General features: G+C 52.3%; 15 protein-coding genes. 5 read left to right on the plus strand and 10 right to left on the minus strand.

The window, feature by feature from the left end; all coding sequences use genetic code 11:
- Nucleotides 1-150: 150 nt before the first annotated feature.
- Together M6D81_RS29215 and M6D81_RS29220 are read left to right on the plus strand one after the other, a co-directional pair.
- Nucleotides 151-1,245 (plus strand): lactonase family protein, encoded by a 1,095-nt coding sequence (locus tag M6D81_RS29215; protein ID WP_262680933.1) that lies wholly within the window; start codon nt 151-153, stop codon nt 1,243-1,245.
- 96 nt (nt 1,246-1,341) lie between these two features.
- Nucleotides 1,342-2,511 (plus strand): MFS transporter, encoded by a 1,170-nt coding sequence (locus tag M6D81_RS29220; RefSeq protein ID WP_262680967.1) that lies wholly within the window; start codon nt 1,342-1,344, stop codon nt 2,509-2,511.
- A 324-nt stretch (nt 2,512-2,835) separates the two neighbouring features.
- On the opposite strand, the gene M6D81_RS29225 is transcribed toward M6D81_RS29220, so the two are convergent.
- Nucleotides 2,836-4,128 carry a carbon-nitrogen hydrolase family protein gene (locus M6D81_RS29225; RefSeq protein ID WP_262680935.1) on the minus strand — a complete coding sequence of 431 codons (1,293 nt, stop codon included), beginning with the start codon at nt 4,126-4,128 and terminating at the stop codon, nt 2,836-2,838.
- A 962-nt stretch (nt 4,129-5,090) separates the two neighbouring features.
- Between M6D81_RS29225 and M6D81_RS29230 the strand changes: the two genes are divergently transcribed.
- Entirely contained in the window at nt 5,091-5,330 is a 240-nt protein-coding gene (locus tag M6D81_RS29230; RefSeq protein WP_262680936.1) for a hypothetical protein, read from the plus strand.
- A gap of 75 nt (nt 5,331-5,405) precedes the next feature.
- Here M6D81_RS29230 and M6D81_RS29235 read toward each other — a convergent pair whose 3' ends face one another.
- From M6D81_RS29235 to M6D81_RS29255, 5 genes are all read right to left on the minus strand, one after another.
- Nucleotides 5,406-7,730, minus strand: a complete 2,325-nt coding sequence (locus M6D81_RS29235) for a DUF5123 domain-containing protein (protein WP_262680938.1) — start codon at nt 7,728-7,730, stop codon at nt 5,406-5,408.
- 137 nt (nt 7,731-7,867) lie between these two features.
- Nucleotides 7,868-10,177 carry a helix-turn-helix transcriptional regulator gene (locus M6D81_RS29240; RefSeq protein WP_262680939.1) on the minus strand — a complete coding sequence of 770 codons (2,310 nt, stop codon included), beginning with the start codon at nt 10,175-10,177 and terminating at the stop codon, nt 7,868-7,870.
- A gap of 156 nt (nt 10,178-10,333) precedes the next feature.
- On the minus strand, nt 10,334-11,878 hold the full coding sequence (locus M6D81_RS29245; protein ID WP_262680941.1) for an ABC transporter substrate-binding protein: 1,545 nt from the start codon (nt 11,876-11,878) through the stop codon (nt 10,334-10,336).
- Between the two features lie 59 nt (nt 11,879-11,937).
- Complete coding sequence (locus M6D81_RS29250) at nt 11,938-12,840, minus strand: carbohydrate ABC transporter permease (RefSeq protein WP_262680943.1); 903 nt, start codon at nt 12,838-12,840, stop codon at nt 11,938-11,940.
- A 13-nt stretch (nt 12,841-12,853) separates the two neighbouring features.
- On the minus strand, nt 12,854-13,846 hold the full coding sequence (locus tag M6D81_RS29255) for an ABC transporter permease (protein WP_262680945.1): 993 nt from the start codon (nt 13,844-13,846) through the stop codon (nt 12,854-12,856).
- 422 nt (nt 13,847-14,268) lie between these two features.
- On the opposite strand from M6D81_RS29255, the gene M6D81_RS29260 reads away from it, so the two are divergent.
- Both M6D81_RS29260 and M6D81_RS29265 read left to right on the plus strand, forming a co-directional pair.
- Nucleotides 14,269-16,380 (plus strand): hypothetical protein, encoded by a 2,112-nt coding sequence (locus tag M6D81_RS29260; protein ID WP_262680946.1) that lies wholly within the window; start codon nt 14,269-14,271, stop codon nt 16,378-16,380.
- A gap of 12 nt (nt 16,381-16,392) precedes the next feature.
- Nucleotides 16,393-18,453, plus strand: coding sequence for an OmpL47-type beta-barrel domain-containing protein (locus tag M6D81_RS29265; RefSeq protein WP_262680948.1), 2,061 nt, complete (start codon nt 16,393-16,395; stop codon nt 18,451-18,453).
- Nucleotides 18,454-18,535: 82 nt separating this feature from the next.
- Here M6D81_RS29265 and M6D81_RS29270 read toward each other — a convergent pair whose 3' ends face one another.
- The 4 genes from M6D81_RS29270 to M6D81_RS29285 form a co-directional block, all read right to left on the minus strand.
- Nucleotides 18,536-19,456 carry a helix-turn-helix domain-containing protein gene (locus M6D81_RS29270; RefSeq protein WP_262680949.1) on the minus strand — a complete coding sequence of 307 codons (921 nt, stop codon included), beginning with the start codon at nt 19,454-19,456 and terminating at the stop codon, nt 18,536-18,538.
- 119 nt (nt 19,457-19,575) lie between these two features.
- Nucleotides 19,576-20,415, minus strand: a complete 840-nt coding sequence (locus tag M6D81_RS29275; protein ID WP_262680951.1) for a Gfo/Idh/MocA family oxidoreductase — start codon at nt 20,413-20,415, stop codon at nt 19,576-19,578.
- Nucleotides 20,412-21,482, minus strand: a complete 1,071-nt coding sequence (locus M6D81_RS29280; RefSeq protein ID WP_262680953.1) for a Gfo/Idh/MocA family protein — start codon at nt 21,480-21,482, stop codon at nt 20,412-20,414. The genes M6D81_RS29275 and M6D81_RS29280 overlap by 4 nt, the downstream gene beginning before the upstream one ends.
- A 142-nt stretch (nt 21,483-21,624) precedes the next feature.
- Nucleotides 21,625-22,515, minus strand: a complete 891-nt coding sequence (locus M6D81_RS29285; RefSeq protein ID WP_262680955.1) for an AraC family transcriptional regulator — start codon at nt 22,513-22,515, stop codon at nt 21,625-21,627.
- Nucleotides 22,516-22,566 lie beyond the last annotated feature (51 nt).

Here is a 22,566-nt window from a genome sequence, read left to right on the forward strand (position 1 = left end):
TGTATCGTAGCCACAGCAATTCAATCAGGCTAGGAACTAGCCTTCAAGGAGGGACGAGGTTACGAGTCCCGATGATTTGAGAAGCTCGTCAATGAATTGACGAGAGGTTCACCTTATTAAATGAAAGAGATAGGAGTGAGTACAGGCGCGATGAAAAAGGGTTGGAAAGATGGACTGCTGTATATCGGATGCTACGGCGAGCAGAGCGAAACGACAATTCATGTGTGCCGGCTGGACAAAGGAACGGGAGAGCTGACGCTGCTTCAAAGCACGGCTGGAGTAGAGAATGCCTCCTATCTGGCGATTCACCCCGGCGGCGAACGTCTGTATGCGGTGAAGGAGACGGATCATAGTGACGGAAGATCGGGCGGCGGAGTCGTCAGCATGACAATAGGAACCGACGGATTGCTGGGAGAGACGACGAGCAGTCAGTCTTCGGAAGGGGCGCATCCATGTTATGTCAGCGTCGCTGTTGACGGTCGCGCTGTGTTCGTGGCGAACTATACGGGAGGCCATGCTGCGCTGCTGCCGCTTACGTCGAACGGTGAATTGCGGCCTGCTTCTTCGGTGAAGGGAGGAGGCATGGAAGAAGGGGCAGAGATTGCCGGAGAGGGGCAACATGTGAAGTCCAACGCCCACTGCATAACCGCGCTGCCAGACACTGAATATGTGTGCGTGGCCGATCTGGGACAGGATGCAATTATCACTTACCGTGTCAATCTTGATCAGGGGACGCTGGACCGGCATCATGTATGTCGTCTTCATAAAGGGGCTGGACCGAGGCATCTCGTCTTCCATTCCGCACTACCTGTGGCATATGTCGCGAACGAGCCGGATTCCAGCATAACATTGCTGAGTGTCGATAAGGATGCTGGTACGCTAACGCCGCTGCACACCTATTCATCGCTGCCTGCAGATTACGACGGCTACAATGATTCAGCGGATATTCATCTGTCTCCGGATGACCGCTACCTGTACAGCTCCAATCGCGGCCACAACAGCATCGCTGTATTCGAAGTGAACGAAGACGACGGCAAGCTGACGGCGGTTCAGCATGTAAGCTGCGGAGGCGAGCTGCCTCGCAACTTCGGCATTACGCCGGACGGCGGCTACTTGCTGGCGGCCAATCATAAGAGCGGTACAGTCATTGTATTCCGTCGCGATGCGGCAAGCGGGAAGCTGACACAGACGGAGCACTCTCTTGCGGTATCCTCGCCGGTATGCGTGCGTTTTGCAATTAGCTAGTTAATTAATAGATTGGAAGGCAGGTCCTGTACAGTGTCAACTCAAGCTGCGGGAGCCCGTGCGGAGAGCGTATTGCGCACGACTACCGTATACACCATGTTATTCGCAATCAGCGCTGTGCATATGCTGAACGATTCCATGCAGTCTGTTGTAGCCGCCCTGGTTCCTGTATTTCATGATGCGATGCATCTATCGTTTGCCCAGGTAGGGTGGATTATCTTCACGTTGAATATGACTTCATCCATTATGCAGCCCGTCGTAGGGATGTGGTCGGACAAGCGTCCGACACCGTGGATGCTGCCGGTCGGGATGCTGTGCAGCATGGGCGGAATGATCGGCATGGCCTTCGCGCAGAGCTTCGCACTGCTGCTCTTGTCTGTTGTATTCGTCGGCTTCGGCTCAGCCGTCTTTCATCCGGAAGGCTCGCGGGTCGTCTATCTTGCCGCAGGCAAGCGCAGGGCGTTCGCGCAGGCGCTCTATCAGGTTGGCGGCAATTTCGGCCAGTCGCTGGCCCCGCTAATGACGCTTTACATCTTCTTGCCGCTAGGCCAGCGGGGAGCGATATGGGGAACGCTGCTTGCGCTTGCGGCGATTATTATTTTATATCGGGTAGTGCCATGGTATTCGAGGCGGCTGGAGGAGCAGGGAAGAGCAACTGCAGCTGCGAAGAAGAAGGGGGTGCATGCCGAAGAGGATGGAATCGCCTCCTTCACGCGCCGAGCTGTCGCTATCGCGCTATCCTTGCTGTTATTCATTGTCATTGCCCGTACTTGGTATGCAGCGGCGATCGGCAATTTCTATCAGTTCTACGCCAAGGAAACTTATGGCATCTCTATCGGGATGGCTCAGATCCCGCTCTTCCTGTTCATGGCAGCAGGGGTAGCAGGCACATTCTTCGGCGGATTGATGGGGGATCGGATCGGGAGGAAGCAAGTTATGCTGTTCTCTCTGCTGGGTTCAGCACCGTTCGCTCTGGCGCTGCCTCATTTGCCGTTAGCTTGGGTCTACCCGGCAATTGCGCTGATGGGCTTCATCCTGCAGTCGGGCTTCTCCGTTAGCGTCGTCTATGCGCAAGAGCTGCTGCCGGGCAAGGTCGGAACGGCCTCAGGACTGATTACGGGCCTTGCGTTCGGCATGGGCGCGCTTGGCGCCATCGTCCTGGGGAATATGGCCGACACGCATGGCATATCGCCTGTCATGATAGGCGCAAGCGTGCTGCCTCTGGCGGGCATATTGGCGATATGGCTGCCCAAGGACCGGAGATAGGCGAAGGAGACATTACTCCCGTATATGTTCAGGAATATGGCTGATAATTTCTTTTATCGTAAAGGAGATGCGACTGATCCTTCCGGACTGTACGGTCGTGGCCCCGGTGTAAATTTCCGTTAGCTCATAGGACGAGCCGGTAAGCTCGTACTGCTCCACTTGGAGCTTACCGTGTGCACTCCTCTCGGGTACATGCTTTTTCTAAGATCGTACATTAATTAGCCGAATATGGAAATTTAGTTCAGAAAAAGCCCCCCCAACTACGCTGTTGTGAGGGGGGCTGCACGCTGTTTTCGATTATGCGTCGGAATAGTTAAGGCTAGCTTATCTATTCCGGCGTGAGCGGCGGTTCAACTCGCTATAGGTGTTCGGACGCCGCTCTTCTACATAAAGACTGCGCCCTTCGCCGTATCCCGGTCCGACCGACAGCCATAACGTTCGGAAGCGCTCATTCAGATCGATCTCCTCCACCAGCACCTCGCGCTTGGGATGCGTCGATTCCGCAAGGATAACGCCTTGCGGATTGACGATGCGGGACGGCTTGTCGCCGTTCCAGCCCGCTACGACCATATATTGTCCGTTGGAGATCGAATCCGCCAGACATTGCATGACAGCGTCTCCCTTCGTCGAGACGAATACGATCTCGCAGCTGTGCAATCTCATCATGCGGGCGCTCTCCGGGAAGAAGTGGTCCCAGCATACCAGCATGCCGATCTTGCCGAAGTCGGTGTCGAATACCGGATAATCGCTGCCAGGGTTAATGCCGTTCTTTGCTTCTGTCACCGTCAGATGCACCTTCCGGTACTTTCCTTCGATATCGCCCGTTCGGCCGATCAGGACGCTTGTGTTGTACAGGAAGCCTTCCTTATCCTTCTCATGGAAGTTAACGATTATATAAGCGCCGATTTCGCGCGCTTTCCGGCAGAACGCCTCCGTTACCGGCCCAGGTATCGTCTGGGCCGCTTCCATTAGCGGTACGCCGCCAGGCCTGATCATCAGCTCGGAGAAGCAGATGATATCGGCGCCTTGCCTGCCCGCTTCATCGGCCAGCTCCAGCATCGTCCGCACATGCGAATCGACGGTGGCATGCGGATCGTTGTCGATCCGGAGGAACGTTGTCGCCACCTTCACATTGCGGGGGGCAAGCGGCGAAGTCTCCGCTGCAACGGGCTGTCGCCACTTCACCTTTCCTGATGCCGTACGGAAGAAGATCAGCTCCAACTGCAATTGCCCCGCTCCAGGAGGAGCTTGCCCCGTCAGATGCAGCTCTATCCAGCCGTCAGGCTGCTGGGAAGCCTCCGTCAAGTAGTCCGCCTGAAGCAGCTTGCCATCGGCATCGTTCCATGTTGCCAGCGCATGAACCGTATTGGCATCGTCATCATGATCTTCGCACGAATACTGAGCGGAAATACGATAGGTCGTCTCCGCCTGAATAGGGATCGCGGAGCATATCCAGCGGCCGTCCATCTGACGTCTGCCGTTCGCTGTGATCGTCAGGCAAGCTTCATTGCCCTCTGATGCTTTATGAAAGATCGGAGTCATCTGCGGCATGGGCGACCACCGCTCCCATGTATCCGAAGCGATCGGTGGCGCTAAATTAGTGCTAGTAGTCGTCATTCAGAGATACTTCCTTTCCTTATGGAATTCTTGTGGCTTATGGCATACACACTTTTCATCCCACTATCGCTAGTTTCATCGTAGGATTGTGATGCCAACACTGTCAATTTTAAAAAAGTCATTCTAGAATTTCTTAAACGAAAATCCGAGGCACGCTTGGCGGGGGCTATGTGACTAAAATGAGCGATAGCGCCTGCACGCCTGACGGGTCTATGTGACCACAATGAGCGATAGCGCACACTTACCTCTACTTTTCCGAGTCTATGTGACCATTTTGAGCGATAGCTTCTGCTTTTCGGTGGTACGAGGCACGCTTGGCGGGGCTATGTGACCAAAATGAGAGATAGCGCACACTTACCTCTACTTTTCCGAGTCTATGTACCATTTGAGCGATAAGCCCTTACTTACTTTAGTTGCTAAGTAGCAACGGTATATCGTACAAATCTCCACAGGGGTGCGCTTGATTGAGCTGTTTTGTACGATTTATCGTACAAATCTCCACAAGGGTGGACTCAATTGGCCTGTTTTGTACGATTTATCGTACAACTCCTCACAGGGGTGCGCTTGATTGAGCTGTTTTGTACGAATTATCGTACAAATCCCCACAAGGGTGAGCTCAATTGACCTGTTTTGTACGATTTATCGTACAACTCCTCACAGGGGTGCGCTTGATTGAGCTGTTTTGTACGATTTATCGTACAAATTTCCACAGGAGTGGACTCAATTGACCTGTTTTGTACGAATTATCGTACAAATCCCCCCAGGTGGGTGCTCGATTGAGCTGTTTTGTACGAATTATCGTACAAATCCCCACAGGAGAACGCTCGATTGACCTAATTTGTACGATTTATCGTACAAATCCTCTTTAGAGTGGGAGAGGGATGACAGAAGTGTGATCGGACAAACGCAGTCACACAAGTACGCAAGCACGCGAACGAGCAAGTACGCAGGTACGCAGGCACGTGAACGAGCAAATACGCAAGCACGCGAACGAGCAAGTACGCAGGCACGCGAACGAGCAAGTACGCAAGCACGCGAACGAGCAAGTACGCAGGTACGCGAACGAGCAAGTACGCAAGCACGCGAACGAGCAAGTACGCAGGTACGCAAGCACGCGAATGAGCAAGTACGCAAGCACGCGAACGAGCAAGTACGCAGGTACGCAGGCACGCGAACGAGCAAGTACGCAAGCACGCGAATGAGCAAGTACGCAGATACGCAGGCACGCAGGCACACAAGCACGATAATCTCGTGCTTGCGCGCCTGTGGTAAGCGAATTAAGGTGTCGGGTTCGTGCCGTACACTTCAAGCTCTTTAATGTAGGTAAGCGGACTAGCCACTCCATCACCGCTCTCATAGCCCCCCACCCAGAAGCGGATGTAACGCGCCTTCTTCGGCGCCATCATAATCGTTGTTCCAGAAGGGGTTGCGATAAATTCTTCATCTTCGCCATATCCAAGTCCGATGCTGTTGTCCTCATCATTGTTGTAGATCGTGAACGCGTCGTAGAAATCGGCTGTCTCGGACACCTGAATGGCCAAGTCCTTATATGTGTACAGATGGCTGCTCGCCTGGAAAAACATTTTAAACATGCTGACATCTTTGAACGTGCCAAGATCGAGCTGAACGTAGGCAATCGGGTAACCGGTATTGCCGACTACGCTTGTACCGGATGCGGTAGATCCGTCCGTCAAATAGACGGGATTCGTCACCGTGCCGGGATAGCTTCCGCCAGGAACGCCGAAGGTTGGTACAACGCCTGTCGATACGTTCGCCAGAGACATCCCGCTATATTGAACGGCGCCCATGCTCGGCTTCGACGGATCGCCCGGATTGCCGAAGTAGTCGACGAAGTCTGTTCCGTAATAGGTTACGTCAGCGACACTGGCGCCTTCTCTCAATGCGGCGGGCGAGCCTGCCGTCAACCGGAAGTCGCGATTGGCTGCATCCGCGAACAACGGGTCCAATTGCGTATTGTCCGCGCAGCTGGCACAAGTGGCATTAAGCTCGGATGCGGTTTTGCTGTCCGCCGTATCATTTTTGAACTTGACGGAAGGTCTCGTGGCGCTGCCGTCCCAGAAGTTGTTGTTGTTGACGTCCAGCTCCCCGGTCGACTGCCATACATTCAGGGCTATGTCGCCGACATAGCTCTCATGCCAATTCGTCATAATGTTGTTGGAGATGACGTTGCCGTCCACAATATCCGTTCCCGTAGCGCCCGACGCTGTCCCGATGACCATGGAAGCCTGCTCCGATTCGGCAATCGTATTGTTGATGAACCGGTTATTCCGGGCCTCCATGTATTGGCCGGCGCTGCCCAGGTACCATGTGTTCATATCGGCGGCGTAGGGCTGATGGGAGTGGGGGATAACTTCCGTATCTTTCACCCCGGCGAAGATGTTGCTGTAGAAGTGATTGTAGCTGCCTTGCACATGGCTGGTCGTCGTGTAATCGTGCATATAATTTCGGCGAATTGTATTATTCGTTGTTTTGCCCGGAATTCCGATGACGTCAATCGTCCGGGAATAGCCCGCATCGCCGCCGGACACGTCATTGCGGTCTACCAATATATGATGAACGCCTGACATAGCGGGCTCGTACCCTGTTAGCGAGATCGCCGAATGACCGAAGTTAATGATTCGGTTGTCTTTAATAACGCCGCCGTCCACTGCATGCATATAGCGAATGCCGTCCCCATATTCCATCGTATCCGCAACCGTCATATGGTCCGCCCATACTTTATCGAAGAAGCTGTTCGTTACGCTAATATCTTCAACTTTGGCGGTTGGAGAAGTCGTTATAAGGTTATGTACGGATAATCCGTACTTGGTCAGCTTCGTTACCGAAATATTATCGAATGAGATGTTGGTGCCCGGTGCCTGCACTTCAATTCCAAGCCATGATGAACCGCCGCGGAAGTCGATGCCGCTTACTTGCACATGATGAGTATCGTTCATGACCAGAACGGGGACACTCCCCGCTGCCGGAACGGGATGCACTTCCACATTCGTCGGAGCAACCGTGTCGGACCCGGTATTGACATAGACGTAAGTGCTTGTCATGGCCCATTCATCAGGCGTATTGACATGGGCGGAGGTAGGCTGTCTCAGCTTCGGAACGTCATTGACGTAGAGGCGATAAGCATCCGTATATCCGCTAATGGCATGTCTCCACTGATAAGTGCCGGCGACGTTCTCCCATCCCGCATCGTTCAGCAGGTCCAGATTGGAGATAACGGGACGGGGACCGGCGCCGTAGGCATCCAATATGATCGGCTTCGCAGCCGTTCCCGACAGGCCGGATAAATCAACATTGTCGAGCGGAATATTCCAGGCGTCCCCGCGTCTGAACTTTAGAGTATTTCCTTCCCCGCTCCCGGAGCCGACTGCCAGCGCGACGGCAGCACCCAGCGTTCGCTTCGGTGTTGCTTCCGTGAGTCCGTCATTGGTGTCGTCCCCGGACGTGGAGAAGTAGTAAGTAGTGCCGCCGGCCGCGAAGGCCTGCTCCGGAGCGATCCCCCCCCAAGAACCGGCGGCCAGACAGAAGGCCATGCATACCAATAAAATGCAACGTGTCATATTGCTTTGTAAAGCGTTGTGCACATCCATTTCCTCCTTACATTCAATTTTTGTGGCGCATGACCATCATAAGTTTCGTTTGACAGCGTTTTCAATTTTAAAAAGTCCATCCTAGAATTTTTTAAATCGTCTGGAATAGGGGGCGAAGGAGGGAAATCCCCCTACCCGTTGCTTCTGAACTGGGTAGGGGTCATGCCGGCGTGCTTCTTGAAGCACGTGACAAAGTAGGAGGTGCTGTTGAAGCCGACCATGCCGGAAATCGAAGCAATATTTTCGTTTGTTGTCAATAGCAGTTCTTTCGCCTTGTTCATGCGGAGCTGATTCACATATTCCGTGAAATAAATATTTTCGCTTTCCTTGAACAGCTTTCCAAGATAGCTGGAGTTCAAGCCGATATGCTCGGCTGCCGCTTCCAGAGAAATCGAGGTTTGATGATAATTGCTTTCCACATAATCCAGCACTTTCTTGATCGTATGAGGACGGTCATTGTCCTGGGTCTTCAGTTGCTCGATGACATGCTGGCAATAAACGGTCAGATTATGCTGGAATTCGGACAGTGTTACATAATTCATCAAGCTGTTATATTGTCCGTAATAGTCGAGCTCGATGGAAGCGTCCTTCGAAGCGGCCAATTCCTTCGTCGCTTGCAGTACATGATATAGTACCTGATTGATCGCACGCATTATATCGTTCATGCTGTAGGTATACAACTGCTCCGTCAGCTCGACGATATATTTCTCGCAGAGCCCGGCGTTCAACGCGCGAAAGTTGACGAGCAGCTGCTGCTCGATGCTCTTCGGATATATGTTGTATGCATGAATATCTTCATTTACTTTGCCGTCTTGAATAAGGGAGCCGAGTCCGTACTTCAGCTTGTAGGTTAACAGCTCCACCGCCTGAAGATAGGAATTCCGAATATCGGAGCTTCCTCGGCCGACGGCAATCGTCGGTTTGGTCGTCAGCTCGCTTTCCGCAGCTGCTTGAACAGCTTGCAGCTTTCTCGTAATTTTCTCCGCTAGCCGTTCGTCTCCGCTATCGAAGTTCAGAATTAAGATGACATGGTTCTCATGAGTGCCATAGATCGCTTCGCAGCTGCATACCGGCTTCATGCCGGCTTCGATTAGACGGATTAGGGCATGGCGCAGATGATTATCCGCTTCCGGCTTGAAGGTAGGCGAAGTTTTGATCGCCTGCTCCAGCTCGAAGAGGACGACACTGTAATGGTTGTGCGTGAAGTTGGAGCCAAGCTCCTGCAGCCGTTCTGTCGCCAGCTCGCTCTCCAGCGAGATGCGTCCTTCCAGCACATTTTTGAAGAAATCCTGCTTAATGACAGGCATATTGTCTTGCACATATTGATTCAAGGTAGCGGCTTTATTCTGATTGTTCTCAATGAACTGATCCAGTAGCTCGAAGTCGTTCCCGTATTCCGAGGCTCTACCTTGGTCGTCCTGCGAACGTACATGCTTATGAATCAGCTTCCGCAGCGGCTGGTGGAAGTAGGTTGCGATAATGATAGCCGCGATAATCCCCAATATTAGAATAACTGCGCTCAATTTGATCGTTTTCAGCCTTAAGGCAATAGCGGACTCGCGCACGATATGGTATGGCGTTACGCTGAAGAAGATTAAGTCGAGCTCGTCGGAGTTGACATACGTCACAAGAGATCGTCTGCCGTTGTCCTCGTGCAGGAAAAAACCGATATCCGCTTGCCGCTCCATCATGCGATGTATAATCGCCTCATCTTGAGAAGGTTGAGGGACATGATGCTTCTCGGCGGAGGAGAAGACGGGTTCGCCGCTATAATTAATTGCGTTGATCTGACTTTCCTTCATCGGATTAATGCTGAGCAGATGATTCCGCATATCCGCTTGCTTGACGTTCACGATCATGAAAGAGTCTTCCACTGTGCTTTCTCTTCTCTGGAAGAAGATATACGAGAATAATTTGTCCTTCTGATCCGTAAGCCCTTCCACATTGGGAATATGCGTGTCGAATTGGATGACTGCGCTCCCCAATTGCTCGGGATAATGACTTGCAATCCAATCATGAATGAAGCGGCTGTATTCGTCGGCATCTATCGTATGAGACGAGGGGCTGCCAAGCACCAGATCGGCAGCAGGGTTGACAACGTATACCGAGCTGGCTATCGGATTGGAGAAGAGGAAGCCCGTCAAATTGTCTTGAATGGCGTTATAAGTCTGATATGACGGCTGCCTGCTGTTCATCATTGTGCTGATTTCGTTGTCCCTTGAGGTGAGGAATCCGGTGCTGACAAGTGATTTCTCTGTAATCTCCATCGATTTGGCCGTATTCTGCAGCACATGAACAGCCATTTCGCTATACAGCTTCACATTATCCTTCGCGTACCAATTGTACAAGAAGATCGAGATGGCGATGATGAACAGGCTGATCATCAGGGCGAGAGATCCCATCCATTTCACGATTGTCTGTTTGAAGAATGCTTTTGCCATGATTGTCATCTCTCCCATTCCGTCGACTGAGCATTAAAGATAACATGATTTCATATTTCTCGCCAAGCACTTGCCATTGGAACTGCAACAATCCACGATCGGCCGGCAACGCCGACTGGTCGTGGATTGCATTTTCAGTTCAATGAGGTCTTATGCTTACTTGGAAGCAAGGAATGCGTCGATTTGTTTTTGGGCTTCTTCAATGATTTTATCTTGGCCGGCCGCCTTCATTTGCTTGGTGAAATCAGGCCAGATCGTTTCCGGATCGACGATGCCGGAGTTCAACGTTTTGGAGTAAGAGTTGAATACTTGCTGCGCCTGTGCCAGCTCCGTTTTCACAGATTCGGGATTAAAGTTGAAGCCCATTAGCGGGCTGAATTCCGCGCCTTCGTCCCATTTCTTGATTTTCTCGATATAGTCATCCGTGATGCCAACTGCGAAGCGCTGCAAATTCATATTTTTGAACATCCAGCCCGGGAACGTCACGTAATCCTCATTCAGCATTTTCACGCGCTCATCGATAATTTCATAGTTGACGCCTTCGATGCCGTATACGTACAAGTCATAATTTTCTTGGCTGGAGAATACCCAGTTGACGAACTTGATGACGGCCTCGCCTTTTTTGGTCTGGGAGGTCACATAGATGGCATCGCCGCCCGGGCTTTTAATATATTTCTTCTCCGGCCCGAAGCCTTGATTGTTCAGCACGGCATCCTTCACATTGTTGGCGATCACATTCTGCTGGTCGGCAGCGGACATGGCTGCGCCGTTCACGACTGCAGTCGCGCCTGCAGTCAAGCGTGCATTCACATCGCCGATATTCAGAATATCTTCCGGAATGAAGCCCTTCTTGTACCATTCGTGCACCAGCTTGGCAGCTTCGCGCAGACCTGTCATCTCTTGCGTCGGCATAACGGTAATGGTGCCGTCGTCGTTGATTTGGAAGCCTGCGGAACTGCCTGTACCGGCGAGATATTCTTCCGGTCCGAATTGGTTCATTAGAATGTAGGCGACGGAAGCGGAAGTCAGAGGCACCAGATCGGGCTCGTTGTCCTGAATGCCTTGCAGGAAGGCTTCGAAGTTCTCGACGGAATCCGGTACCGGCAAGTTATGCTTCACCCTCAAGTCGTCTCTGTACAGGATGGATTGATAGATACTCGCTTTCGGCGAGTTGCCCGTGCTCGGAATGCCATACAGCTTGCCGTCGATCTTCATCCCTTCGAACAGCATGCTGTCGATGTTTTCATAGATTGCATGGCCGTGCTGCTCCATCAGCTCGTCAATCGGGGCCAGCAGCTTTTGGGAATAATAGCTGACCAGCTGCGAAGAGCCGTTCCAGAAGAAGTCGATGGAGTTGCTCGTGGCGGCATCCAGCGTAATTTTGTTCGCGTATTGATCCCATGGCGCGAATGTAAGCTCCAGCTTTACGCCGATGTCCGCCGCCATTTTTTCGTTTACTTTTTCCAGTACGGCGTCCGTTCCGGCAGGCTTGTCGCCTGGATAAATGCTTTTAATCGTGACGATTTCCTTCTTCTCTTCGGGAGCCGCAGTGGATTCCGATTTCCCGGAATTTTCTCCGTTGCTGCCGTTGCTCTTGCCCGAATTGTTGCCGTTTCCGTTGCTGCTGCAGCCGACGACGGCTACGGCGAGCAGGATGGCGACTAGCATCGTAGATAACATCTTCTGAGTCTTGCTGGACATGGTCATTCCCCCTAATAACATTATAATATATGCTCAATCGGAATAAACCGAGTGATGCCTTAGCCTTTCACAGCTCCGATCGTAATCCCCTTCACGAAGTGCTTCTGGATGAACGGATAGACGAATACGATCGGACCGATCGTCAAGATCGTCGTTGCAAGACGCACGCTTTCGTTAGGCAAGATGATGGTGGCGCTCGATGAGGCCCCTTCGCCAGTCGTGGAGGAGCTGGCCAGATAATTCAACGTCGAGAGTATGCGATACAAGTGATACTGGAGCGATACGAGATGCTCGCTTTCTATAAAGAACAGAGACAGGTAGAAATCATTCCAATACATGAGCATATAGAACAAGGTGATCGTCGCAATGATGGGAATAGAGATCGGCATCACGATCTTCAGAAAGATGCGAAACTCCCCGGCGCCATCGATAATGCCGGATTCCCGTAGCGATTCCGGGATATTCTGCAGATAAGATTTCATCAGAAAGGCGAAAAACGGATTAATGCACATAGGCAATATAAGAGCCAGCAAGGAATCCTTCAACCCCAGATAGGAGACGTTCAAAATGTACCAGGGAATCATCCCGCCCTGAAACAGCATCGTGAAGTAGACGAAAAAGGCGATATGGTTCCGGTATTTCACCGACTTCAAGCTGATGACATATGCGAGCATGGATGTAAGAGCTACGCTTAAAGCCGTACCGACGATCGTGACGAAGATCGTTACGCCGTAAGAGCGCAGAATGTCCTTATTTTGCTCAAAGATAAAGGTGTAGGCGCTGAAAGTGATATCCTTGGGGAAGAAGCTGACCCCGTTGCGTACGATCTCTATCTCCGGCGTCAATGAGCCGATCAGGACAAGCAGGAACGGCGCCAGCGTGAACAGGGACATTCCGGTCAATACGATATACAACATGAGGGTGGAAGGAGAAATTCTTTTTTTGCGAGTTACAGTGTTCATCTATGCTCACCTCCTAATAAAGCGCGTAGTCGCGATTGTATCTTCTTACCAGCCAGTTGGCCGTAATGATGGTAACGAAACCGAGGAACGATTGCAGCGCGCCAGCCGCACTGCCCATCGCAATGCTGCCCATGCCTCCGCCGGTGCCCTGGAAGGAGCGATAGACATACGTGTCGATGACGTCAGTCGTCTCAAAGATGAGTACGTTGCTCTTCACAATGTTAAAGATCATGCCGAAATCGCCGTAGAAAATGCCGCCGATAGACAGCAGCGTCAATACCATAATAGTCGGCATCAGCATCGGAATCGTGACGTAGCGAATAAGCTGCCACTTGCTGCAGCCGTCAATCTTGGCCGCCTCATAGATCGTTGAATCGATGCCGACGATGGCGGCCAGATAGATAACGCTGCCGTAGCCGACCCACTTCCAGATGTAAGTAGCCGTCAGAATCGCCGGCCAGAATTCGGGACTCTGGTACCAAGGCACCGGGTCGATGCCGAACCATCCCAGCAATCCGTTAAGCATGCCGGTATTCGTAGCGAAGATGTAATAGACGAACACGCCGACGACGACCCAGGAGATGAAATAGGGCAGAAGCAATAGCGATTGGCTTAGTTTTTTGAACCAGGACTTGCCCACTTCATTAAGCATTATGGCAATGCCGACCTGGAACAAGGTGCCGAAGCCGATGAATAATGTATTCAAAAACAGAGTGTTGAACGTAATGCGGAATATATCGCCAGATTTGACGAGAAAGTCGAAGTTTTTAAAGCCTGCCCATTCGCTGCCAAAAATGCCGTCAATGACGTTGTAATTTTTGAAAGCGATGACAATGCCCACCATAGGCAAGTAATGCCAAATCAAAAAATACAATATGCCGGGAATGGCCATCAAATAAAGTACTTTGTTTTTTAGCAATTCAAATACAAATCCGCGTTTCTTCGTTACTTCAACTGTTGATGTCGGGCGGCTGTCATCAGGTTTAACCGCTGCACTCGTTTGCATGTTATCGTGCTCCTTTCATGCATCACATTACAGCAAGCGGTTGCACTCCGTAAATTTAAAAAAGGAGTGAAATATTTAAAAAAGCCCATTTCACGGGGGAAAGAGCTTAAAATTGAAACAGTAATAGAAGCAACCTGATTGAAAAGTTGGGGCGGGAATTAATTGACGATACTGAAATCGAAACTAGCTTGCATGCAATTGGGCCCAAATGGGTTCTAAAAAAATATTTCATATATATAAAATTCATGCTATAATGTGAAAGTGAAAGTCAAATTTTACTAGTTGGACAAGCTGGCTGCAGCATCGTGAGAGGAGGGAGTTTGCGGAATATTCACAGTTTTTGTATGCGTTTACATCATAGAGCTGCCCGAGGAGAAAATGAGGTTTGAAACGACTTCAATTTGACGGGAGTGAATTTGATTATGCGTAAACGTTATAGGTATGCAATGCTCGTTGCTTGTCTGTTGCTGACAGTGGCGTCATCCGCGTTCGCTAATTCGGGAACGGGCGCTTCGACTTCAGGGGCCTGGACGCTGGCGCAGTTGACCGATCTGAGCGGGAAGCTCGGTACGGCGATCGGACAGACGACCCGGCCGCAACTGAGCGCTTATCTGCAGCAGGTGAAGAGCGTCGCGGATGCCGCCATCGCTACTCCGGGTCTGTCGCATGACGAAGGCTTGGCAACGAAGGGGACTTTGGAGAATGCTCTGCAATTGGCGATGGATGCCGGAGGCGCTGCCGGGGTATGGACGGACACGCCGTTTATCGTGTATGACGTGCCGGCGCTCAGTCCCGAGAAGCGGCTGCCGAATACGATTCCGACCGACGGCGAGATTAGCGATCAGATTCGGGTCGTATCGGCCCAAGGGGATTTCGAAGCATCATCGTTCGTTATCGTTCCGCTTGCCGATGCGGCTTCGGTTACTTTCACGGTGAACGATCTGCAAGGAACCGCCGGAACGATTCCGGCCTCCGAAGTTGATCTGCGGGTCGTCAAGACATGGTACCAAGGCGGGACAGCTTGGCAGAGCTACTTCTACGATGACACGAAGGATGTGCTGACGCCTGAGCTGCTGCTGCACGACGAGAATCTGATCCTTGTCGATCATGAGACGAAGCGCAACTCCTTGCGCGTCGATTATCCTGCAGGCTCGCAATATGTGGACATCTCCGGCAGCCCTCCTGCGGCGTTCTCTTCGTTCACCGCCCCGGTCGAAGACAGTGAGGTGCTATTGCCGATCGAGCTGAAGCAAGGGGAATCGAAGCAGATATGGATAACGACCAAGGTGCCGAGCGGAACGGCGGAAGGCATTTACACCGGTACGATCAATATGACGGCGGACGGCGTACCGGCCGGACAGCTCACGTTGAAAATTCGAGTGTTCCCCTTCGAGCTGCCTTCACCGAAAACATACTACGATCTGGACAAAGACTTCTACACCATGATTTATCACAATGCCCGCATGAAGGATACGTTGCAAGGTTTCAGCGGCGACGTACAGCTCTCCGAAACAAGGCTGCGCAACCACTACCGCAATCTGGTGGAACACAACATCATCAATTTGCCTACGAATACCAGCATCGACGTCAATAACCCTCAAGTATTTTTGCGTCAATTGGAGCTGATGGAAGAAGCGGGCATGGATCTCAATCCGCTGTTCGGCGTCGGTCCATTGTTCCCGTCCAACGAAGACTATTCGATCTGGACACAATACCTGCAGGCCAAGGCCGCTTATGAAGCCGATCCAACTCCTCAGAATCAGGAGCTCATGGAGCAGCGCTACGCCGCCTACGAGCAGACGCTGGTCGCTCCGAAAGCTTACGTCCAGCAAGCCTTTGACATCGTTACGCAGTCTCTCGGCCATACGAACGTCTATTTCGACGCCTGGGATGAGGCGGAATGGAATCGATTGCTCTGGCAGCAGGAGATGTGGAGATACGTGAAGGAAGACATCGGCGCCAAAATTTACGCGACAGGCCACGACAATCACTTCAATCTGGAGGTTAAAGAAGATTTTCTGAACTGGGTTGGAGATCCGACGCGGGAGAAATCCGAAGGCTGGCATGAGCTGGGAGACGACAAGATCATTACGAACTATGCCCACCCGCATTCCGGACCCGAAAATCCCGATCTGATGCGCCAGCGCCACGGGATGTGGCTGTACAAGGCAAATTATGATGCGGTCTACAACTACATCTGGTACTTCGAAAGTCCTTACGTTAATCCGTGGGCGGATTACGTAGACGCGACCTATCGCGCATTCGGCTTCGTCTACCCGACACAGACGGATGTGATCGACACGCTTGCATGGGAAGGATTCCGCGAGGGCATTGACGACATCCGCTACGCGACGAAACTGAAGCAATTGGCGGAGTCTGCGTTGAACTCGGGTGATTCGGCTCGCGCCGCTGCCGCTTCCAAAGCGTTAGATTGGCTGGAGGAGACGGATGAGCGGAAGACGAGCTCTGATATGCTTCGCCTTGGCATCATCGACCATATCATGAAGCTTCTCGATTTGGAAAACGGGAACTAGGAGGGTATGTCTATGTGGAGAAAAGCCAAGCGTTATATGTTTTTGCTGGCGGTGCTGCTCCTTGCGTCGACTTCCATTCCGCATGCTTATGCGGAGGCGAATGACGGCAAGCTGAGCTATGAAGTCGTCTATACAACCGAAGATTTATCCACGCCCACGGCTTGGTATAACAGCGACTTCTTCGACAATCCGGAGTTCAAAGAAAATCGCTTCGTACAGTATTGGGTGGAGACGCCGATTGAGCCGGGCGGACCGCGCGATACCGGGTTATACGCTGCGTATCGCGAAGACGGCGTATACATCTTCTTCCAGTCAAATGAGCAGGAGCTGGATACGAACGGCAACTTGAAAAACAGCTCGATTGAATTATTCGTCAAGTACGGACTGGGTGATCTGCCCTACCATCAGATGATCTTCGAGACGAACGACAGCGCAGTGAACTACTTCGAATGGCAGACGGAATATCGCGACAATCTGCCGCTGAAGGGAAATGCCGTGATTACCAATGAGCAGCTTCCGACGGGATGGGGCAGTGTGCTGTACATTCCATGGAAAGCCGCCTACAAGTACGTTCCCCTTAACGGAGAAGATTGGGAGTTCGCCCTGATTCGCTGGTCGCCTTCGCATGCTCCTACATGGGGTGGCAAGGTTCATCAGGCAGGACGATTCAATGTGCTCGATATGGAGGAGCCGACGCCGGCCGTGCGTACAGCTATTCAAAGGAACGTGATCCAGCAAGCGTGGCAGTCGTTCAATACGTCGGTTGCCGAGCTGCAGGCCGAATGGCTGAACGGAGACGCGGACGATGCGCATTTCTATAATACGAAGGTGTTGCCGCTAATCCAGCAAGGACAGATGAACGGCAGTCAGATTCCGAATTTGGACAGCCTTGGTCAAGCCGAGATTGACGAGCTTTACGCGTATGTCGAAGGCTGGTTCGAGCTTGGGCGCGATGTGGAAGACCAGCAGGCGGACGATATTATGGACAGGCTGTTCGACGAGGGCGGCCAGCCGCCTGAGACGACGCTCGCGCTGCAGCCAGAACAGCCTGATGGGGCCAACGGCTGGTATATCTCCGAGGTAACGGTTAGCCTGGATGCGGATGGAGGTAGCGGCGGGTTCACGGAATATCGACTGGACGGAGGAGAATGGACGACGTATAACAGTCCATTTGTTCTCGCAGACGATGGCGTCCATACGCTGGAATACCGGAGCGTCGATGCTTCGGGCAATATGGAGGAGACGAAGCAGACGCTCGTGTCGGTCGACTTGACCGCGCCGACGGCTGCAGTCGCCTACAGTACGACCGATCCGACCTATGGGACCGTGACGGCGACGATCGCGCCAAGCGAAGCGGTTACGATTACGAACAATGATGGAGCGGACAGTTACGAATTCATATATAACGGAAGCTTTACCTTCGAATTTGTCGACGCCGCAGGTCATGCAGGCGCAGTGACGGCGACGGTCGGCAACATCTCGTCCGGCAGCACCGGAGCGCCCGGGAAGCCGGTATTGTCCGATAACAACGGCCATGACACCGGCTTGCAGGACGGCGATTATGACATAACAATGAATATGTGGTGGGGCGGCAATGGCCGAATCTACAAGTTGTACGAGAATGGCATTCTAATTGATACACAGATTCTTCCGGATCAAGCGCCGCAAGCCCAGTCCGCGGTTACGCCAATAGCCGGCAGAGCGAACGGCACGTACGTCTACTATGCGGAGCTGATCAACGAGTATGGCACGACGGTCAGCGATCCGCGGGAGGTTACGGTGTCACACGGATTGCCGGCCGAGCCGGAGCTGTCGAGCGATAACTGGGACGGCGACGGCAGCTACAACATTGAGATGAATATGTGGTGGGGAATGAACGGCACGACTTACCGGTTGTACGAGAATGAAGTTCTGATCGCAGAGGTGGCACTGACGGCACAGACGCCGCAGGCGCAATCGGCCGTCGTTCCGATCAGCGGCAAGCCGATTGGAACGTACGAGTATCGCGGTGAACTGGAGAACGCCGCCGGTACAACGTCGAGCGAGACGATTGTCGTGAAAGTGACGAAATAATCAGTCTTTCAGTTCGGCGGCAAGCAACCGGCTTAGCGGACAAGTAAGCTGTCCGCTAAGCCGGTTATTCTTTTCATTGAGGCTACGCAAGATCCTGCCGAGAGCGCGACTCCTTCCGCTGCATTGCCACATAGTGGGAGGGAGGGTAGCCCATAATGCGGGAGAAGGCTTTGCTGAACGATTGGATCGTTTCGTAGTTGAGACGATCCGCCGTCTGCTTGACGGTCAGGTTGCCGAATTTCAGCATTTCCAGCGCTTTCTCGATCTTCTTGTGATTGATATAACGTTGGAGCGTCATGCCTGTTTTATTTTTGAAGGTATGGGACAAATAAGTGTAGCTATAGCCTAACTCGTCGGCAATGGAACGGATCGTCTTCAGCTCGTAAATATGATTCTCAACGTAGCGGATGATGGAATAGACGGTGGAGCCGACGGAATGCCCCCACTTGTCAGGCGTATATCTTGCCGCTTTGCCCGTCTCCTTCTCCCGGAAGGCGCGATAGGACAAGATAATGATTTCCTCCAGGCAATTGCGGATAAGCATGTGCGAATAAGGCTTCTGTGAGAAGAACTCGTCAATGTTCCGGAAGAAAGGCACCATCAGATGGTCGGCTCCGGTCGCGTGACGATAAGGGACGGCTTGGAAGTAGCTCTGAATATCCTGCATCTCTTCGCTTGCGCTCTCCGTAAATATAAAGCCCATATAGACGAAGCGGAGCATGCTCGACCTGTCGGCTTTGATCGCGTGCCGATGGCCGATCGCATTGCAGACGATGTCGCCTTCCCTCACCATGATGCACTCGTCGTTAATATAGAAGCTGCCGGTGCCCGATACGATATAGCTGAGCTCCAGGCATACCTGCTTGTGAGCGGGAATAACATGGCCGCACTCGCAGGCAATTTCACCGAATTGATAGAGATTGATTCCGCCGTAATGGACTTGATCGGGAGGAAAGGCATTGTCAAAATGGAAAAGGCATCCGGCATGTTGTTCGTTCGTCATCGATACCCCTCCTTTGTTGTCTCATTATAAGTACAGTATAACAGCAAAAACGGGCCGATGGGCCCGTCTTTCAATCTGATAGTATGGAAGCTGCTCAGTGCGCCGGAATGTTCGATCGCTTAACTACGCGGCAACTCCAGCCACTGATGAGGCGTCTTCATCGCTTTGTACCCATATTCGATTATCGCAATGATCGCCACCGTCTCTTCCTGAGGGACAGGCGGCTGGCCGCTGCGGAAGAAATCAACCATACGGGAGATGAAGCTGCCGAAGAAATTGGACTCTACCTTATAGCTTGCCGATCCGCCCTCAGTGTAATTGATGGAGGTCTGGAATGCGCTGTCGTGAAAGTGATGGATGCTGGCGAACCTTCCGCCGGAAAATCCGATCTGAAGCGCCGGTGTAGCATCGGTTCCCGTCCACATGACACGCTCCGCTTCGCTGCCCATCATGGCGACGATCTGCTCCACCTGGTGAATGGAGTAATTCGCATATTGTCCAGGTCCGAACGTTACGATGGCGTCGATCCCCTCTTGCCGTACGGCGTCCGCTTCCGAGGCGAACCGCAGGGCGGAGCTGGAGAAGAGGGGCGTCCCCGAATCCGAAGCCCATTGGAACAAACGCTCGGCGGTTGCTCTGTCAGGAGCGAACGTCTTGTCGACGTAGGTCGGCTTGCCGGATTGAAGCGGAAGCCGGCACAGCTCCTCGTGCTGATCCGGATGGTCGGGGGACAGCACGATCAAGTAGTCGCTTGCTTCGACGACGGCTTCGATGGAATCCATGAGCTGGATGCCCTTCTCCTTGCACCAGGCCGCATTGTCAAGACCGTTGTCCGCATCCCGCTTGCCGTAAGCGTAAGCGACGGTCATCTCTCCGTTCGACGCTTCCTTGATCCAGTCCGGGTATTTGTTGGCATGCCATTCATCCAGATAATAGTCTATAAAGCCGATCTTCTTCATGCTTCACCCGTCAAATTGATTTCAGTGCGTCTCTCCGAGGAGTCGTAGATGGCCTGAATAATTTGTGTGGACAAAATGACGGTGTCGATATGGGACGGCAGCTTCTCGCCGCTATCGATGCAGGCGAGGAAGGAATCGATCTCGTTCTGGAACGCATCCACAGCATTGAACTCCGGCTTCGTCTCATATAATACGCCGTCCTTGAAGCTGTATACTTTGAACTCCTTGCCGTATTGCAGGCGAATACCTGCTTTATCGCCAAGGAAGTCGATATACATCTCGTTCTCGCCAATGTTCTGCGCCCATGCGCCATTAAGCGTGATGCTTGGACCTTCCGTCCGAACCATCGCCGTCACGAAGTCATCGACGTCGTATGTACCGTCGAACTTAGGAGGGCCTGCCCACATTTTGGTATAAGCATAGTTCTCCATATCCTTGCCCAGCTTGCAGTAGGCTTGCCCGCTGACCGTAAGCGGCTTCGGATCGCCGGAGCAGTACATGACGATATCCAGGAAGTGAATGCCCCAGTCGATAAGCACGCCGCCGCCGGCAATGCTCTTCGTCGTGAACGTGCCGCCCAGTCCCGGAATGGAGCGGTGGGAGCGGAAGCTGGCATAAATGTGGTAAAGCTCGCCGAGCTCGCCGTCGTCAATCATCTTCTTAATGAGATTGACGCCTGTATTGAAGCGGTTCACGACGCCGATGATGAGCACCTTGCCCGTCTCATGCTGAACGCGCTGCATCTCCAGCGCTTCCTCGTACGTTCTGGCAGCCGGCTTCTCGCACAATACGTGCTTGCCTGCGCGCATGCATGCGATGGAGATCGGAGCATGGACATGATTCGGCGTACAGATTGACACCGCTTCCACTTCCGGGTCGTCTAGAATGACCCGATAATCCGATATAGCCTCGCCGCAGCCGAAGTCGGCTACCGCTTTCTCTGCCCGTTCCAGCTGCTGATCGCAGAAGTACTTGATCTCGGACGTGGGATTGGCCATGTAAGCTTTAATATGAGTGCTGTTGGCGAGCGGTCCGCAGCCGATAACGGCCACCTTGATTTTACGCATGATGAGGATACCTCCAGAAATTATTTTTAGGATGATTCTTGCTTATAAAGAAAAAATGCCGTTGTGCCAGACATAGGATTGCGTTACAAGTTCATTGTAGCGTAATCCCTCGTGAACACAAGGCATATTTTCACTTTATTACTTATCCCAATTTGTCTTTTTGCAGCTTTCTCCACTGACTAGGTGTATGTCCTGTACATTTTTTGAATACGGTCGCAAAATGCTGGCTCGTCTTGAAGCCGAGATCGAATGCAATGTCCGTCACTGGCTTGTCAGGCTGTGAAGCGAGAATAGCGCAAGCTTGATCGATACGAAGGCGTTCGATAAAGGCGGCAGGAGATTGGCCGTGCAACTGGCGGAATACGCGGTATACATGCGATTCACTGATGCCCAGCTCGTCTGCCAGCCGTTCAATCGTCCAGGGCTGATCAGGATTCTGCTCGATATTAAGAGCAAGAGATGCCATCGATTCCTGCAAGTCCTGCGGCAGAAGGTTGCTGTCTCGGGGCTGCATCGCCTGCAGCAGAATATCGGTTAGACAGTGCCGTATTTTCAGGGCGGCATGCGAATCGTTCTGTTCCACCGCCTCTCTCATCAGATGAAAATCGCTCCTTACCCGCGAATCGACAGTAATGACTCTGGGCAGGCTGCGCAAGGCGCTCTCCAGCGCTTTCTTCTCATCGCTGGCCAATCGGAGCCATTCGTTCGACGTTCCGGGATCGGTGACAATGATCCACCAGATCGTGCAGGGCTCAATATGATGCAAGCGTGCGCGATGCCATTCGTTCGGACGGGTATGGAACAGTTGGCCGGTATGAGATGCATATGTTTCACCGTCAACGACCCACGACGCTTTGCCGCTTTCCATGTAGACGAATTCGAAGCAATCCTCATGCAGATGATCCGTCAAGGACAACGCTTCATTGAAGCGGTCGTAGCCAAGCAGCACAATCTCGGGTACGGCGGTGGCAACATGATTATTGTGCATGGAGGGATCGAACAGCCAGCGGATGGGCATTTGCTTATCATTCATGGAGAGACGCTCCTTATGTTGTTTCAGTATGTCGTAATGTTTCTAATCCTA

The sequence above is a fragment of the Paenibacillus sp. J5C2022 genome (genome assembly GCF_025567625.1).
GTDB lineage: Bacteria > Bacillota > Bacilli > Paenibacillales > Paenibacillaceae > Pristimantibacillus.

What these genes read in the sequence shown, in the direction of transcription:
- M6D81_RS29280 (WP_262680953.1), bottom strand. Translation starts at nt 21,482, where the DNA reads ATGCGTAAAATCAAGGTGGCCGTTATCGGCTGCGGACCGCTCGCCAAC.
- M6D81_RS29225 (WP_262680935.1), bottom strand. Translation starts at nt 4,128, where the DNA reads ATGACGACTACTAGCACTAATTTAGCGCCACCGATCGCTTCGGATACA.
- M6D81_RS29265 (WP_262680948.1), top strand. Translation starts at nt 16,393, where the DNA reads ATGTGGAGAAAAGCCAAGCGTTATATGTTTTTGCTGGCGGTGCTGCTC.
- M6D81_RS29285 (WP_262680955.1), bottom strand. Translation starts at nt 22,515, where the DNA reads ATGAATGATAAGCAAATGCCCATCCGCTGGCTGTTCGATCCCTCCATG.
- M6D81_RS29270 (WP_262680949.1), bottom strand. Translation starts at nt 19,456, where the DNA reads ATGACGAACGAACAACATGCCGGATGCCTTTTCCATTTTGACAATGCC.
- M6D81_RS29220 (WP_262680967.1), top strand. Translation starts at nt 1,342, where the DNA reads ATGTTATTCGCAATCAGCGCTGTGCATATGCTGAACGATTCCATGCAG.
- M6D81_RS29255 (WP_262680945.1), bottom strand. Translation starts at nt 13,846, where the DNA reads ATGCAAACGAGTGCAGCGGTTAAACCTGATGACAGCCGCCCGACATCA.
- M6D81_RS29240 (WP_262680939.1), bottom strand. Translation starts at nt 10,177, where the DNA reads ATGGCAAAAGCATTCTTCAAACAGACAATCGTGAAATGGATGGGATCT.
- M6D81_RS29260 (WP_262680946.1), top strand. Translation starts at nt 14,269, where the DNA reads ATGCGTAAACGTTATAGGTATGCAATGCTCGTTGCTTGTCTGTTGCTG.
- M6D81_RS29245 (WP_262680941.1), bottom strand. Translation starts at nt 11,878, where the DNA reads ATGTCCAGCAAGACTCAGAAGATGTTATCTACGATGCTAGTCGCCATC.
- M6D81_RS29215 (WP_262680933.1), top strand. Translation starts at nt 151, where the DNA reads ATGAAAAAGGGTTGGAAAGATGGACTGCTGTATATCGGATGCTACGGC.
- M6D81_RS29250 (WP_262680943.1), bottom strand. Translation starts at nt 12,840, where the DNA reads ATGAACACTGTAACTCGCAAAAAAAGAATTTCTCCTTCCACCCTCATG.
- M6D81_RS29275 (WP_262680951.1), bottom strand. Translation starts at nt 20,415, where the DNA reads ATGAAGAAGATCGGCTTTATAGACTATTATCTGGATGAATGGCATGCC.